This window comes from Streptomyces sp. SCSIO 30461, from assembly GCF_037023745.1.
Classification (GTDB): domain Bacteria; phylum Actinomycetota; class Actinomycetes; order Streptomycetales; family Streptomycetaceae; genus Streptomyces.
Genome location: NZ_CP146101.1, coordinates 4853457 through 4866539 on the forward strand (window position 1 = coordinate 4853457; position 13083 = coordinate 4866539).

Annotated in this window: 8 protein-coding genes and 7 pseudogenes; 10 read left to right on the forward strand and 5 right to left on the reverse strand. The window is 68.4% G+C overall.

Annotation, left to right across the window (positions count from 1 at the left end; genetic code table 11):
* Positions 1-28: 28 nt before the first annotated feature.
* Positions 29-505 (forward strand): annotated as a pseudogene (locus V1460_RS21560) (transposase); the annotation flags it as partial.
* Positions 506-613: 108 nt separating this feature from the next.
* Positions 614-1531, forward strand: a pseudogene (locus tag V1460_RS21565) (IS256 family transposase); the annotation flags it as partial.
* Between the two features lie 1178 nt (positions 1532-2709).
* Here V1460_RS21565 and V1460_RS21570 read toward each other — a convergent pair.
* Positions 2710-4293, reverse strand: a complete 1584-nt coding sequence (locus V1460_RS21570) for an ATP-binding protein (RefSeq protein ID WP_338675281.1) — start codon at positions 4291-4293, stop codon at positions 2710-2712.
* 694 nt (positions 4294-4987) lie between these two features.
* Between V1460_RS21570 and V1460_RS21575 the strand changes: the two are divergent.
* Positions 4988-5125: pseudogene (locus tag V1460_RS21575) on the forward strand (undecaprenyl-diphosphatase); the annotation flags it as partial.
* A 134-nt stretch (positions 5126-5259) separates the two neighbouring features.
* Positions 5260-5370, forward strand: a pseudogene (locus tag V1460_RS36480) (porphobilinogen synthase); the annotation flags it as partial.
* A gap of 63 nt (positions 5371-5433) precedes the next feature.
* Here V1460_RS36480 and V1460_RS21580 read toward each other — a convergent pair.
* Positions 5434-5989: pseudogene (locus tag V1460_RS21580) on the reverse strand (transposase); the annotation flags it as partial.
* A gap of 203 nt (positions 5990-6192) precedes the next feature.
* On the opposite strand from V1460_RS21580, the gene V1460_RS21585 reads away from it, so the two are divergent.
* Complete coding sequence (locus tag V1460_RS21585; protein ID WP_338675282.1) at positions 6193-6522, forward strand: transcriptional regulator; 330 nt, start codon at positions 6193-6195, stop codon at positions 6520-6522.
* Positions 6523-6578: 56 nt separating this feature from the next.
* Complete coding sequence (locus tag V1460_RS21590; protein ID WP_338678140.1) at positions 6579-8258, forward strand: SulP family inorganic anion transporter; 1680 nt, start codon at positions 6579-6581, stop codon at positions 8256-8258.
* A 320-nt stretch (positions 8259-8578) separates the two neighbouring features.
* On the opposite strand, the gene V1460_RS21595 is transcribed toward V1460_RS21590, so the two are convergent.
* Positions 8579-8953 carry a hypothetical protein gene (locus V1460_RS21595; protein ID WP_338675283.1) on the reverse strand — a complete coding sequence of 125 codons (375 nt, stop codon included), beginning with the start codon at positions 8951-8953 and terminating at the stop codon, positions 8579-8581.
* Positions 8954-10033: 1080 nt separating this feature from the next.
* Here V1460_RS21595 and V1460_RS21600 point away from each other — a divergent pair.
* From V1460_RS21600 to V1460_RS21610, 3 genes are read left to right on the forward strand one after another with little or no spacing between them, the layout of a single operon-like run.
* Positions 10034-10375 carry a metalloregulator ArsR/SmtB family transcription factor gene (locus tag V1460_RS21600; protein ID WP_338675284.1) on the forward strand — a complete coding sequence of 114 codons (342 nt, stop codon included), beginning with the start codon at positions 10034-10036 and terminating at the stop codon, positions 10373-10375.
* Positions 10372-10767: a hypothetical protein gene (locus V1460_RS21605; protein WP_338675285.1), complete on the forward strand. Its 396-nt coding sequence runs from the start codon at positions 10372-10374 to the stop codon at positions 10765-10767. The genes V1460_RS21600 and V1460_RS21605 overlap by 4 nt, the downstream gene beginning before the upstream one ends.
* A 1-nt stretch (position 10768) precedes the next feature.
* Complete coding sequence (locus tag V1460_RS21610) at positions 10769-11191, forward strand: ATP-binding protein (RefSeq protein ID WP_338675286.1); 423 nt, start codon at positions 10769-10771, stop codon at positions 11189-11191.
* A 191-nt stretch (positions 11192-11382) separates the two neighbouring features.
* Here the strand turns inward: V1460_RS21610 and V1460_RS21615 are convergent, their stop codons facing one another.
* Entirely contained in the window at positions 11383-11520 is a 138-nt protein-coding gene (locus tag V1460_RS21615; protein WP_338675287.1) for a DUF6126 family protein, read from the reverse strand.
* Positions 11521-12534: 1014 nt separating this feature from the next.
* Between V1460_RS21615 and V1460_RS21620 the strand changes: the two are divergent.
* Positions 12535-12873, forward strand: a pseudogene (locus V1460_RS21620) (transposase); the annotation flags it as partial.
* 17 nt (positions 12874-12890) lie between these two features.
* Here V1460_RS21620 and V1460_RS21625 read toward each other — a convergent pair.
* A pseudogene (locus tag V1460_RS21625) lies at positions 12891-13082 on the reverse strand (IS110 family transposase); the annotation flags it as partial.
* Position 13083: the final 1 nt, after the last annotated feature.

Genomic DNA, 13083 nt, shown 5'->3' on the forward strand with positions numbered 1-13083 from the left:
GCATCAAGCCACGGCCGTAGCTGAATACATGAGGTCATGGCTCACCGAACCGCTCTGGGACCAGTTCGCAGCCCTGCTTCCCGAGCGGCCGGAGTACCGCCCGGACCATCCACTTGGCTGCCACCGGCGGCGCGTCAGCGACCGGATCGTCTTCGACAAGATGCTGCAACTGCTGCGCTTCGGCTGTTCCTACGAGGCGATCGCCGACACGACCTGCTCGGCCACCACGATCCGCAGCCGCCGCGACGAGTGGATACGACTCGGCGTCTTCACCCGGCTCAAGCAGATCGCGCTGGCCTCCTACGACCGGATCGTCGGCCTCGTCCTGGAACAGATCGCCGTCGACGGCTCCATCACCAAGGCTCCCGGAGGCGGCGAGGCGGCCGGACGCTCACCGGTCGACCGCGGCAAACAGGGCCTCGAACGCTCCGGCATGACGGACGGATGCGGCATTCCGCTGGGCCGCGTCCTGGCCGGCGCCAACCGCCACGACTCCCCGCTGCTGATGGTGTCCCGCCGAGTGGTGTAGCAGCGATCTCCGCATAGCCCCTGGTCATGAGGCGGCCATCGCGCAACTCTCCGAGTAGCGAAGCTCGTTGAGAGAGGTGACACGATGGCCTTGTCCCAGCATGACTTACTCCGGCTGATGGAGTCACTGCGTACGGCGGACGGAATCGAGTTGATCAGGGTCCTGGCCCAGCGGATCCTGCAGGAACTCATCGAGGCCGAGGCCACCGCCCACATCGGCGCGGAGCCCGGCGAGCACGCCGACACCCGTACGACCTGGCGCAACGGTCACCGCGACAAAGTACTGACCACGCAGGCCGGGGACCTGGACCTGGCGATCCCCAAGGTCCGCACCGGCACCTTCTTCCCCAGCCTGCTCGAACGCCGCCGCCGCATCGACCAGGCCCTCTACGCCGTCATCGTCGAGGCATACGTCCACGGAGTGTCCACCCGCAGCGTCGACGACCTGGTCAGGGCCCTGGGTGCTGACAGCGGCATCTCCAAAAGCGAGGTGTCCCGGCTCTGCGCCGGGCTGGACGCCGAACTCACCGCCTTCCGCACCCGGCCGCTGGATCACACCCGTTTCCCCTACATCTACCTGGACGCGACGTACTGCAAGGCCCGCGTGAACCATCAGATCGTGTCCCAGGCCGTAGTCATCGCCACCGGCATCACCGAGGACGGCGGACGCGAAGTGCTGGGCCTGATGGTCGGCGACAGCGAGACCGAGGCGTTCTGGAGCGAGTTCCTGCGCTCCCTGCGCGAGCGCGGTCTGTCCGGGGTCCGCCTGGTCATCGCCGACCACCACAGCGGTCTGGTCAAGGCCGTGCGCAAGGTCATGCTCGGCGCCGGCTACCAAAGATGCCGCGTTCACTTCCCGCGCAACGTCTTCGCGATGATCCCGAAGGACTCCGCGGAAATGGTGGCCGCGACCATCCGCACGACCTTCGCCCAGCCCGACGCCGCAGCCGTCCGGGCCCAGCTCGACACCGTCGCCGACATGCTCGGCCGCTACCTCCCCGAAGGCAGCATGGACAAGATCTACCCCAACAACGACCAGATCGGTCCGGCTACACCACCACAGTGGACATGACCGTCTGATCCCCGCACCGGCCATCCAAACCGGGGGCGCCGTCGCCGCTGCGACAGCCGCACACCGCGCAGGGCTGACAGCCCTGGCAGGCCGGGCTCACAAAACGGCAGCCGGTGCCGGGCAGGCACCGCTCTCAACCCACAGCGGCCGCAAACCAACGCCCCAGTCCGCAGCCGCACAGCGCACGGATGCCCATGCCCTGCCCCGAGGACGCTTCGGTCACCGGGAAGCCGGACGACGAGCCGGCGCCGTCGGAACCTCCGGAGCTGCCTCGCTCCCCTGCCGGCCGACCCCGTCGGAATGTATGCCGCGAACTGCCCGGCCCAGTGATGCCGCGATCCAGCATCACGGCCGCCGCCGTCGAGGATGTACACCTTGGCAAGGAGATCACTGACAAAGCCACCAGGCAGTTCTAGTGAGGCCATGTAGCTCAACAGCGTGCGCGCCGCCTCACCTTGTTGCCTCGTCAGTAGGTAAGGCAGTGGCTGAGGGCTCTTGGCCGGGACAGTGCTGACGTTGCCTGGAGCTGGATGCGGTCTTCGGCGCAACCTTCCCAACGCGCGCCGAAGACCGCTGGTCGCTGCGCGTACCCTGTCTGGAGCGACAGCGCGCCACCCGTTTCACTCGAGCAGCGCAGCATCAAGAGCCCCCGCAGCAACCTCCAGGGCCCGCGTCACCACCGTCCCCACACGACGGTTCGGAACACTGACGAGGGTTGGCGTACTCCTGACCGTGGTTCCGGGGACGAGGTAACGGGTGCTCTGCCGCCTCATAGCTGGTCGAGAGACCGGCCCCGGCTGCCATGGCCTTCTGGGCACCGGAGGCGGGGCTACCTGGGGCGCTGATGCGGCCCAGGGCGTCCCACTCCTCGGGGGTGTCGGAACATCGATCTTGATGTCCTCCACGGGACCGAAGGTGCCGTCGGCGCGCTTGTCGAAGAACGTGCCGCGGCCCGCCCCCAGGGTTTCATGTGCTGACGTGTCAGCACCGAACTGCCGCGATTCCTGGCTGCCAAGCCCCTCCAGCTCCCGCACCGAACCCGTGCTGCTCCGGGAACACGGCCACGGGAGGAAGATCCGGGGGCGCTCCTGGCTGAGGTCTCCCGGCCGTCAGGCGCGCAGCAGGGTGACGATGCGCCCGGAGGGCGTGGTCTGCTGCGAGAAGGCGGTGCGCTCGTGGACCGGGGCTGCCTGCGGGCGGGTGTCGAAGACGACGAGGGTGCCCGTGGACAGCTCCATGCGGTCCAGGTAGTCGTCCAGCTGTGTCAGCCCCTCGGCGAGGGGGTCTGTGCGGCCCTGGCGCCACACCTTCAGCTCCAGCGCCTCGCGCTGCACCGCCCGCGAACCGTCGGCAGCGGTGTGCGGCTGGCGAATCAGCAGGTCCACGCGCCGCCGGCCGACCCCGTACTCCCGGTCGATGAAACCCGCCCCGTTCACGATCCGGTGCAGGTAGGCCATCATCACCAGCTGTGCTGCGGCCTCCGGGTAGGTCGAGGCGGTGGCCAGGATCTCGCCGTTCTCCCGCCAGAACTCGGCGAAGGAGCACAGCAGCTTGTCCATGTCGATCCGGCCGTCCGGTAGCCGGAAGCTGCTCGGGGCGGCGACAACCTGGCCCTCCGTGTTGTTTCCCAGGACCCGGACAATGACCTCCTGGTAGATCGGATTGGCCACCCGCACCGGCGCGTCGGGAGCGACCAGCCCCAGGTCGCGCACGTACGCCAGATCGTCGTCGTACGTGTCCGTCGGCAGGAGCAGCTCGCCCGCGATCAGCGGCTGGATCACCCGCCGCACCCGGTCCTCGCCCAACCTGGCGGCCAGCGAGTCCAGATGCGTCGCACGCGCCAGGATCAGCCGCTCCTTCGCCTCCTCCATGTGCTCGGCCGTGATCGGCGTGTCCGACGGCACCCCCATCTCCTCGACGACCTCCCGGGCCAGCGCGTTGACCAGCCACGGCTGTCCCTGGGTAAAGCTGAAGGCACGCTCCAGCGCATCCACCGTGAAATCCTGGCCTGTCTGCGTGGTGTGCTGCCCGTACAGCTCGGCGACCTCGGCCTCGGTGAAGTCGCCCAACCGCAGCGACGCCACCTTGATGTTGAACGGACTCGACGTACCAAGGCGCCCCGGATCCCCGCCCGAGGCCGCCTTGTAGTCACGCACATCCCGCAGCCCGCACAGCACCACCGCATGCGGGAAGCCGCCACGGCTGACAGTGAAGCCATCGCGCAACTGGCGCAGCACACTGCGCAGGCTCTCCCCCCGCAGCGCGTCGATCTCGTCGAAGAACAGCACCAGCGGACGCGGACAGCTCCGCACCCACTCAGCCAGCCCCCGCGTGAGCCGGGACCCGGGCACCGCGTCGGGCCAGGAGGCGGGGGGCGCGAGTTCATCAGGAAGCCCAGCGGACTCCGCGGACCGCCGAATCGCCTCCAGCACCAGCAGCTCGGCCTGGCCGTAGTCCTCCCCAGCCACCTCCGCGCTCTCGCACGAGAAGTGCAGCGCCGCGTACCGGCCCGAGGCCGTCAGTTCCCGGGCCATCGCCGCCAGCACCGTCGTCTTCCCGGTCTGCCGTGGCGCGTGCACCACGAAGTACTGGCCCTGCTCGATGTACCCGCGGGCCCTGGGCAGCCGCTCCTGGGCCGGCACCATGTAGTGACGCGTGGGGTCGCACGGCCCGGCCGTATTGAAGTAGCGCATACCTCGCACGCTAGCCGACGGCACCGACAACCTGAGGCGACCGTGCACCCGACCACCGGCTACACCGCCCTGTACGGGCACGAGTGCCAGAGCAGCGGTGCCCCGGTGCGGGGATCACCCGGCGGGCAGACGCAGAAACGCGGCCAGCGCCCGCTGGGGTGCAGTGACCGCTGGAGCGCCTCCGGCGACCGCCAGGGCATGCAGGTCACCGCGGCACAGCTCTTCACGTGCCGATCAGCTCATCCGGGGCACCGCTGTCGCCCCAGTCGGCCTCATGCATCCTGCTCTTGCCGAAAATCTCATCCGGGCTGGTGAGCGACCGAGGCGCGCACTACGGCCAGTGCCTTGTTGGACAGTTTGGCCGCGGGTCAGGGGCCGGTTCCCCGCGACCACGAACGCCGGAAAGCGGCTGTACCTGCTTCGCCACAGCGGCAAGGAATGGCTGGATGAAGATCGACACAGTCGCATCGCCATGGAGACCCGCATGGGCCGCGACGTAGCCGGCGTGGAAGGTCTCTACTCGCACGTTGCCCTGGCCATGGAGCAGGAGATTGCCGATTCGCTGCAAACCAGGTGGCTGCGCTTCGCGGCCGGCGAGAGAGAGCACTGGAAGGCGCCATCTCCCACCGCCCTCCCATTCGATCTTGAAAAGTGGTGGAAAACAGCAGGTCAAAACCGCTCAGGACACATCGACATAGTTACGTTCATGAAGTTCATCACAACCCGGAGCTTCATGCCGTTCGCGTGGTACCGGATTGTCCTGGGAATTGCACTGTTTGCGCTGGTGGGAGCAGGTGTGCTGAGTCCCCACGCGGGCGAATCCACAGGCTGAGCCCCGGCCACACATGTAGCACCAGCCAGCACTTCCTAGCGCCTGATTGCAGCACCACGCCATGATCATCTCCCACTCGGGCTCGCTGCACGGCGCCGTCCGGCTCTCCGCGCCTCATGGGCCCCATCGCAGTCATGCACGCGGACGCCGGAGCGGACTGCGAGTCCCCCACGGCCGTGCCGGACGGCTCGATCCAGGCAGTCCGCCAGGCCCTCGACACCGCCGGACACCGCGACGTCGGCGTGAACCCCAACCTGGCCATTCACACGTCGCCGTACGGGCCGTTCAAGACGCGGTGTCGAGCCGGGCCGGACGGCTGCGGCGTCGGGCTGGGCGAAGAGCGTGCGGATGGTCGCGGCCACCATCTCCGCCGAGCCCTTCGGGATCATCGCGAAGACGCTGCGCAGGAAGTGCACGCGGCATCTTTGGTGGCCGGCGCCGAGCATGACCTTGCGCACGGCCTTGACCAGGCCCAAGTGGTGGTCGGCGATGACCAGGCGGACCCCGGACAGACCGCGCTCGCGCAGGGAGCGCAGGAACTCGCTCCAGAACGCCTCGGTCTCGCTGTCGCCGACCATCAGGCCCAGCACTTCGCGCCCGCCGTCCTCGGTGATGCCGGTGGCGATGACCACGGGCCGGGTCCAGGTCCCCGGCCTGCGGGGTCGGCACTCTGTCGCGGTGACCGCTGCGCCAGGTCGTACGGCTCTCGGCATGCTCGCCGGGCTCGGCGCCGATGTGAGCGGTGGGCTCGGCCTCGATGAGTTCCTGCAGGATCCGCCGGGCCGGGACCCTGATCGACTCGATTCCGTCCGCCGTACGCAGTGACTCCATCAGCCGGAGTAAGTCATGCCGGGACAAGGCCATCGCGCGACCTCTCTCAACGAGTTTTCCTACTCGGAGAGTTGCGCGATGGCCGCCTCATGACCAGCGGCTATGCCGAGATCGCCGCTACACTAATTGCAGAGATTTGCAATTTGCTACATTCTCATATTATTGAGTTCCCAGGTCGCGTGTGATGATGCGGCCCGTGCTGGGGGTGCGGGGCGACGGGAAGGGTCGGAGGCGGGATGTCAGTTCCGCTGCGGCAGGCGAAGATCCACTTCTTTCGAATGCTGCCGCGCGTGGTGTGCAGAGGTGTGCTGGTGCTGTTGGAGGAGGATTCGGTGCGGGATCTGCTGGGGGCGATCGAGGTGGAGTCGTCGGTGCTGTCGCAGTGGCTGGCGGTGCTGCGGCGGTGGGTGGTCAGGTCCGCCGGGGACGGCTCGGGGGTGGTGTGCGAGCTGCCCGGGGGTGCTGTGCGGCAATCGCTGCCCGGGGCCCGGCGGGTCCTGACAGAGGTGCGTGCCGAGCGGGCGGAGTTGCTCGGTGTTGTGCGGGGGAGCGGGGTCGTGTCGTGAGCCAGGTCCTGCTGCGGGTTCGGGCTGTGCTGCCGACCCGGGCTGACTACCAGGTGATGGCGCGGGATCCGCGCCGGGATCTGCTGGCGGGGTTGACGGTGGCGATTGTCGCCTTGCCGCTGGCGCTCGGGTTCGGTGTCTCGTCGGGGCTGGGGGCGGAGGCGGGGCTGGCGACCGCGGTGGTGGCGGGCGCGCTGGCGGCGCTGCTGGGCGGTTCGAACCTTCAGGTGTCGGGGCCGACTGGGGCGATGACCGTCGTGCTGGTCCCGATCGTTGCCGAGTACGGTCCGGGCGGGGTGCTTACGGTCGGGCTGATGGCTGGCGTGCTGCTGATCGGCTTGGCGCTGGTGAAGGCCGGCCGGTACATGGCGTATGTGCCGGCCCCGGTGGTGGAGGGGTTCACCCTCGGCATTGCGTGCGTGATCGGTCTGCAGCAGTTCCCGAATGCGCTGGGAGTGGACAAGCCGGAGGGCGAGAAGGTCCTGGCGGTGGCGTGGCGGTCAGTGGTGGCGTTCACTGAGGCGCCGAACTGGATGGCGCTTGGCCTCTCTGTCGGGGTGGCGGTGGTGATGCTGGTCGGGGCGCGGTGGCGGCCGACGGTCCCGTTCTCGATCGTCGCGGTGATCGCGGCGACGATCGTGGTGGAGGTTTTCCACCTTCAGGAGGTGGCGCCGATCGGTGCGCTGCCGTCGGGTCTGCCCGCGCCGTCGCTTGGCTTCCTCGACGTCTCTGCGCTGGGGTCGCTGCTGGGCCCGGCGGTGGCGGTGGCCGCTTTGGCCGCGCTGGAGTCGCTGCTGTCGGCGACTGTCGCGGACGGCATGACGGTCGGCCAGAGGCATGATCCGGACCGGGAGCTGTTCGGGCAGGGGGTGGCGAACCTTGCCGCCCCGCTGTTCGGCGGGGTGCCGGCGACCGCGGCGATAGCGAGGACGGCGGTCAACGTACGTACCGGTGCCTCTTCCCGGCTCGCAGCCTTGACCCACGCGGTGATCCTTGGCGTGATCGTGTTCGCCGCCGCCCCGCTGGTGTCGCGGATCCCACTGGCTGCATTGGCCGGGGTGCTGCTGGCGACCGCAGTCCGGATGGTGGAGGTCGGGTCGCTGAGAGCCATGGCCCGGGCGACCCGGTCCGACGCGGCCGTCTTGGTGCTGACGGCCGCCGCGACGCTGGCCCTGGACCTGGTCTACGCGGTGATGATCGGCCTGGTGGTGGCCGGGGCGCTGGCGCTACGCGCGGTCGGACTCCAAGCCCGTCTCGATCAGGTCGACTTCCGCCCGGATCTGCCCGGGGAACACAGCGACGAGGAACACGCCCTGCTCACCGAACACATCGTCGCCTACCGCATCGATGGCCCGGTCTTCTTCGCCGGCGCGCACCGGTTCCTGCTGGAGCTATCAGAGGTTGCCGACGTGCGAGTGGTGATCCTGCGCATGTCGCGGGTCACCACGATGGACGCCACCGGCGCCTTGGTCCTGAAGGACGTGGTGGAGAAGCTGCACCGGCGGGGGGTCACCGTGCTGGCCTCCGGGATCCGGCCCGGCCAGCGCCAGGTCCTTGCTTCGGTCGGGGCCCTGGAACTGCTGCAGCCGGACGGTCAGGAATATGCAACCACCCCGGAGGCGATCACCGCGGCGCGGAAACGCCTCGAACAGGCCGGACTCGTCCCGCACCGCCGCCACGTGCACCTGCACCGGGCTCGGAAGGGGCTCCGAGGGCCCTTCCCGCCGAGCGGATGATGCTGGAGATCCCCCACGAGTCCTGCCAACTCCTCGATGACGCTGCCGGCAGCCGCGTCGTTTCCTTCACCCTCAGAGCCCTGAATGCACGGCGATCAGACCCGGCCATTTGCGCCCCGGGCGCCAGCCCTGCGACCCCAAAACCGGGTCCCTGCGGGACACGCCGGTGCGGCGGCCGTGATGGCCGCCGCACGCGGTGTCATCCGCTCGGACCCGGTTTTGGGGTCGTGTACATGAGCAACTGCCCTGATTCGTCATGTGACTAATTGAAGAAATCTTCAATTATCGGGCATGCTGCGTCCCGGGATACGGGTCAGGCGCTACAGCTCCAGGTGAGCTTCGATGCGGCTGAGCTGGTGCCGGGCCATGGCCAGGTTGGACTTCGCCTTGTCCAGGACAAGGTAGAGGAACAGCCCGTCGCCGCTGCGGCCTTTGAGCAGCCGGATGAGGTGGTACTGACTGCTGAGCGTGATCAGCACGTCGACGATCTCGTCGTCGAGGCCGAGGAGTTCCATGGTGCGGGCCTTGGCGCGGATCACATCGGTGTTACCCGCAGCAGCCACCGTCAGGTCGAGATCCTTGCTACCGCCGATCGTGCCCAGTGCCATCCCGCTGGTGTAGTCGACGAGGGCGGCCCCCAGGCTGCCCTCGATCGATGTCACGGTCTCCTTGAGAGAGACTTCTATGTTGGCCATAGCCTGCGTCCTCACTCTTCGCCAGGGCACCTGCGCTCTGCACGTGCCCGCCGATTGGGTGACGGTGAAGTTACGCATCGTGTGCGAGGCGGGTGGGAGAATCCCGGTAGCAGGTGAGGGCTCATGCGGATCGCGCTACAGTACGCGCCCGCGGGCGCCCGAGTCTCGGTGACCCCTGCCTGAGCGTGGCGGATGCGCCCCGAGGCTGCCACCTGGGGGAGGCGGTGACCAGCGCACGGGCGGGTGGCTCCGGCAGGACGGAAGACGGTGTTGCCGGAGACGGAGCGCGAGACCCGTCTGCACCCGTCGCTCGCGAAGATCGAACAAGCACTTGACGGTGTGCAACACGCGAAGCCCGCATCATCGCTCTGCTCGGCGGACGTTCGAGGAACCAGCTCTCCAGGACACGCAGGCTTCTGGAGCGGAGACGGCAGACAGCGGACATGTCGACACGCTGCTGTCTCAAGCATGGTCCGACGCTGGTGCACGGGCTTGCGGCGTCTACGTCGTCTCGCAGGACGGGCAGTCACTCGGGCTGATGCTGGTCACAGGGGTACCCTGCATGTTGCCGTGCCATGGGCACGCATCCCCATCAGCGCACCCTTGCCGGCCACCGACGCCGTGCGGCAGCAGCGGCGGGCATGGGACGGCCCTCAGGGAGATCTGACGCTCCGATACCCGCGGGTGGAGCTCGCGCTACTGCCCTACGAGTTCGCACTCGCTGCCGCGCCGATCTCCGCCACCGCCCGGACCTGGGGCGCCCTGTGGCTGCCGGCCGGGATCCCGCTCGATCAAGCCCTCGGCAGGTACAAGGCAGGCGATTCTTGCCACCTCGGACTGCATGGCGGTGCGTTTCGGAACGCAGCCGCCCGTGGCGTCCCGTTGCTCCCGGTTTCGGAGCCCCGGTGCGTGTAGCGGAACCTCTCGACCTCGCCTGGATGCAGGACGAACGAGCGGCCGCACACCCAGGACGGACGATTGCGGAATTCTGCAATTCCATACATCATGGAGGTGTCTGCGGGTGCCAGCCGGATGGGACGCCTGGCCATCTGAGGCGAATGAGGAGAAAGGGGCCTCACGGTGTCGGTTCCGCTCTATCAGGCCAAGGCCGAGTTCTTCCGCATGCTCGGTCATCCGGTGCGTATCCGAGTGCTGGAACTGCTGCAGGACGGGCCGATGCCGGTGCGGGATCTGCTGGCGGCGATCGAAGTGGAGCCGCCGGCACTGTCGCAGCAGCTGGCCGTGCTGCGACGCTCGGGGATCGTCACTTCGGCCAGGGAGGGCTCAACGGTGGTCTACGCGCTGGCGGGCGGCGATGTGGCGGATCTGCTGCGGGCAGCACGGCGGATCCTCACCGTAATGCTGGCCGGTCAGAACAAACTGCTGACGGAGCTGCAGGAATCCGAGGTCGCCGCGCGGTGAACAGGCTGACACCCCTGCCCTGGGACCCGGTGCCCGGCCTGCTACCCGCGCGCGGTCTCGCAAGCACGCAACCGATTCCACCCCGCGATCCGCAGGCCGGGCTGGTGCTTGTGGCGCTGCCCTTCGCGCTCGACTTCAGGCAGTCGCCCGGGTTCGGAGCTGAAGCGGGCGGGGCAACTGCAGTCCTGGCCGGTGCGCTCGCGGAGCCGTTCGGCAGTTCGGATCTCCAAGCGGCGGGCCCGGTCGGGGCGATGACCGCGGCCCTCGCCCCGACCGTCCCCAAGTACGGCCCGGGCGGCGCAACGCCTCTCGGCCAACCGCGCCGTGTGAATCCGGGGAGCCAGCTGAGCCGGGTACGGACCGGTTTCCAAATGGTGAACGGGAACCCGTGAGATGTTCTCTGCGATCAGCGATCTGCCCTACCGCCACGTGCTGACGATGCCCGCTGTCGGCTCCGCAGTGCGGACAGCGCGCGAGACCACCGAACAACTACTGATGGAGTGGGGCATCAGCCGCCACCACCACGCCGTAGCGCCGGCGCTGCTCATCCTTGCCGAGCTGGTCACCAACAGCGTGCGGCACGCCGCCGCCCTCTCACCCAACATCACAGTGATCTACGCCGGGGCCCCGGACACATTCGCGTTCGCAGTCCACGACCGCCACCCCTACCAGCCAGCCTTGCTGCACGCCCATCCCACCCACCACGGCGGCCTGGCCACCGTCGTCGAGCTCACCCTCGGCCTCGGCGGCACCACCGTAGTCCGCGCAGACGCCGACGGCCACGGCAAAGGAATCTGGATCACCCTCCCCTTGTAGGGCGAAGAGACGCATGACCATCACATGGCGCGTCAGAGAATCTTCAAGGGGCGTGTCGACCACGGCCTCCGCCAGCACGGGGTCAAGCCGGGATGAGCCCGCCACCCCCATTGCCGCGCCCCACGATCCGGCTTCCGCAGCGAGCAGCATCACCGTGTCCGACACCACGGGGCGACCGCCTGCGCGGCGGGCTACTTCTGGGCGTGCTGGCCCACGTAGAACAGCAGCCACACAAAGCCGGCGAACACGTGCGTGCCGAAGATACAGAAGAACGCGCGCAGCGCGACGCCCTTCCCCTTCCACTCCTCGTCGCGACTCGCGCTACTCACAATGGCTCCCTTCCTGCAGCCGGCCGGCCTGAGCACGGGGGACACGGCCGGACGTAGACCCGCACCCCATCCCGGTCGGCCTGCGCGACAGTCTCCGAGACGCGCCCAGCCGCCACCAGCGTCCGGGCCAGCGCACCGGGCACAGAGGCGTACCCGATCTCGTACATGACTCCTTCTTCCCGCGGGACGCAGACCTCTTGGCCACCCGGACAGCGACGTTCTTGTCCGGCCGGCCCCGGCGGCCCCGAACCGCCCGCTCCGCACGGGCGCGTGCCCGGCTGCCGAATCCGGATCCGGCATAGCGGGCGGCGACCTAGGGCCGGGGTACGGCTGCCAGCACACTGCCGGCCCGCACCACAGTGAAAATGACGGCCGGGGACTGCTCGGCGTGCCGTACCACCTTGCTCACCGGCTCGCTGATCATCAGAAACACCGCAGCTCCACTCCGTACGCTCGCACACCTCGGCCAGCACCAGCGGGCACCGTTCCACAGCGAAACTCCAACCGTGGTGTCGCACACCAGGCTTACGGAGCGGCTCACCCGGCGGCGTCCACATCTACGCCATGTTCGCGGGCCATACGCAGCGCATCATCAAGCTCGTCAGCCGCCTCAGCCTCCCCCACGACATCACCGGCCTCCTGGGCAGCCGCCGCTCGAGCCCGCGCCGCCCACACACGCTCCCTCACCGCTTCCGCGAACCGGGACACACCGCCACCCCCACACGCTCACATGAACCTTATGAATTGCAGAACTCTGCAATTCTAGCCCCGGAGGGCACACGCTTCTGCAACAGCAAGCCGGCCACTGGAGGGTCAGTACACCCGGTGCACCGGCCTGCCGAGAGGGATCCTCCTGAATCCAGGGGTTGATCGCCAGACGGATCCGATCTGGCGGGTACCGGATCGGCGCCGAAAGCCGCGGGGGAACATCAGTACAGCCGTTGAGTTGACGCCGAGAATGATCACGGACGGCTCAGACCGTGTCCTAAGTGGTGAGGCGTCGCTGACCTCGGTATGGGGCGGGGTACGTGGAGTTGGATTGTTCCGGGCGGACTGCGGGAGACCGCGAAGCCGCTGGTCCCTGCGTCGAAGGTGCGGCCGAAGGGCGGCGGGACACCGGATGAGACACTGTTCGCCGCGATCGTCCATGTGCTGGTCAGCGGTTGTGCCTGGCGGTCTCTGCCGCCGTGCTTCGACATCTCGAAGTCCACCGCCCATCGTCGGTTCATGATCCGGTCGAGGGCCGGCGTCTGGGGACGGTTACACGAAGCGGCCCTCGACCGGATCGACGAGTGCGGTCTACTGGACCTGTCCCGCACGGTTCTCGACTCGGCCCACGTGCGGGCCGAAAAGTGCACCTAAGGCCTTCGTCAAGCCGCGATAGGGGTCGGTGGCTCGTGGAAAGTGCCGTCGCGGAGCGTGGCGAAGAGCACGTCGATGCGTCTGCGGGCGAGAGCGATCAGCGCTGCGACGTGGTGTTTCCCCTCGCGGCGTTTCCTGTCGTAGTGGGTCCGTTCCCCTGGCTGCGAGAGCGAGGCGAACGCAGCCAGGTAGACGGCGCGC

Bases quoted from the DNA above. Each gene is read 5' to 3' on its own strand.
- V1460_RS21590 (WP_338678140.1), top strand. From the start codon at position 6,579: ATGGCGCGGGATCCGCGCCGGGATCTGCTGGCGGGGTTGACGGTGGCG.
- V1460_RS21585 (WP_338675282.1), top strand. From the start codon at position 6,193: ATGTCAGTTCCGCTGCGGCAGGCGAAGATCCACTTCTTTCGAATGCTG.
- V1460_RS21610 (WP_338675286.1), top strand. From the start codon at position 10,769: ATGTTCTCTGCGATCAGCGATCTGCCCTACCGCCACGTGCTGACGATG.
- V1460_RS21595 (WP_338675283.1), bottom strand. From the start codon at position 8,953: ATGGCCAACATAGAAGTCTCTCTCAAGGAGACCGTGACATCGATCGAG.
- V1460_RS21570 (WP_338675281.1), bottom strand. From the start codon at position 4,293: ATGCGCTACTTCAATACGGCCGGGCCGTGCGACCCCACGCGTCACTAC.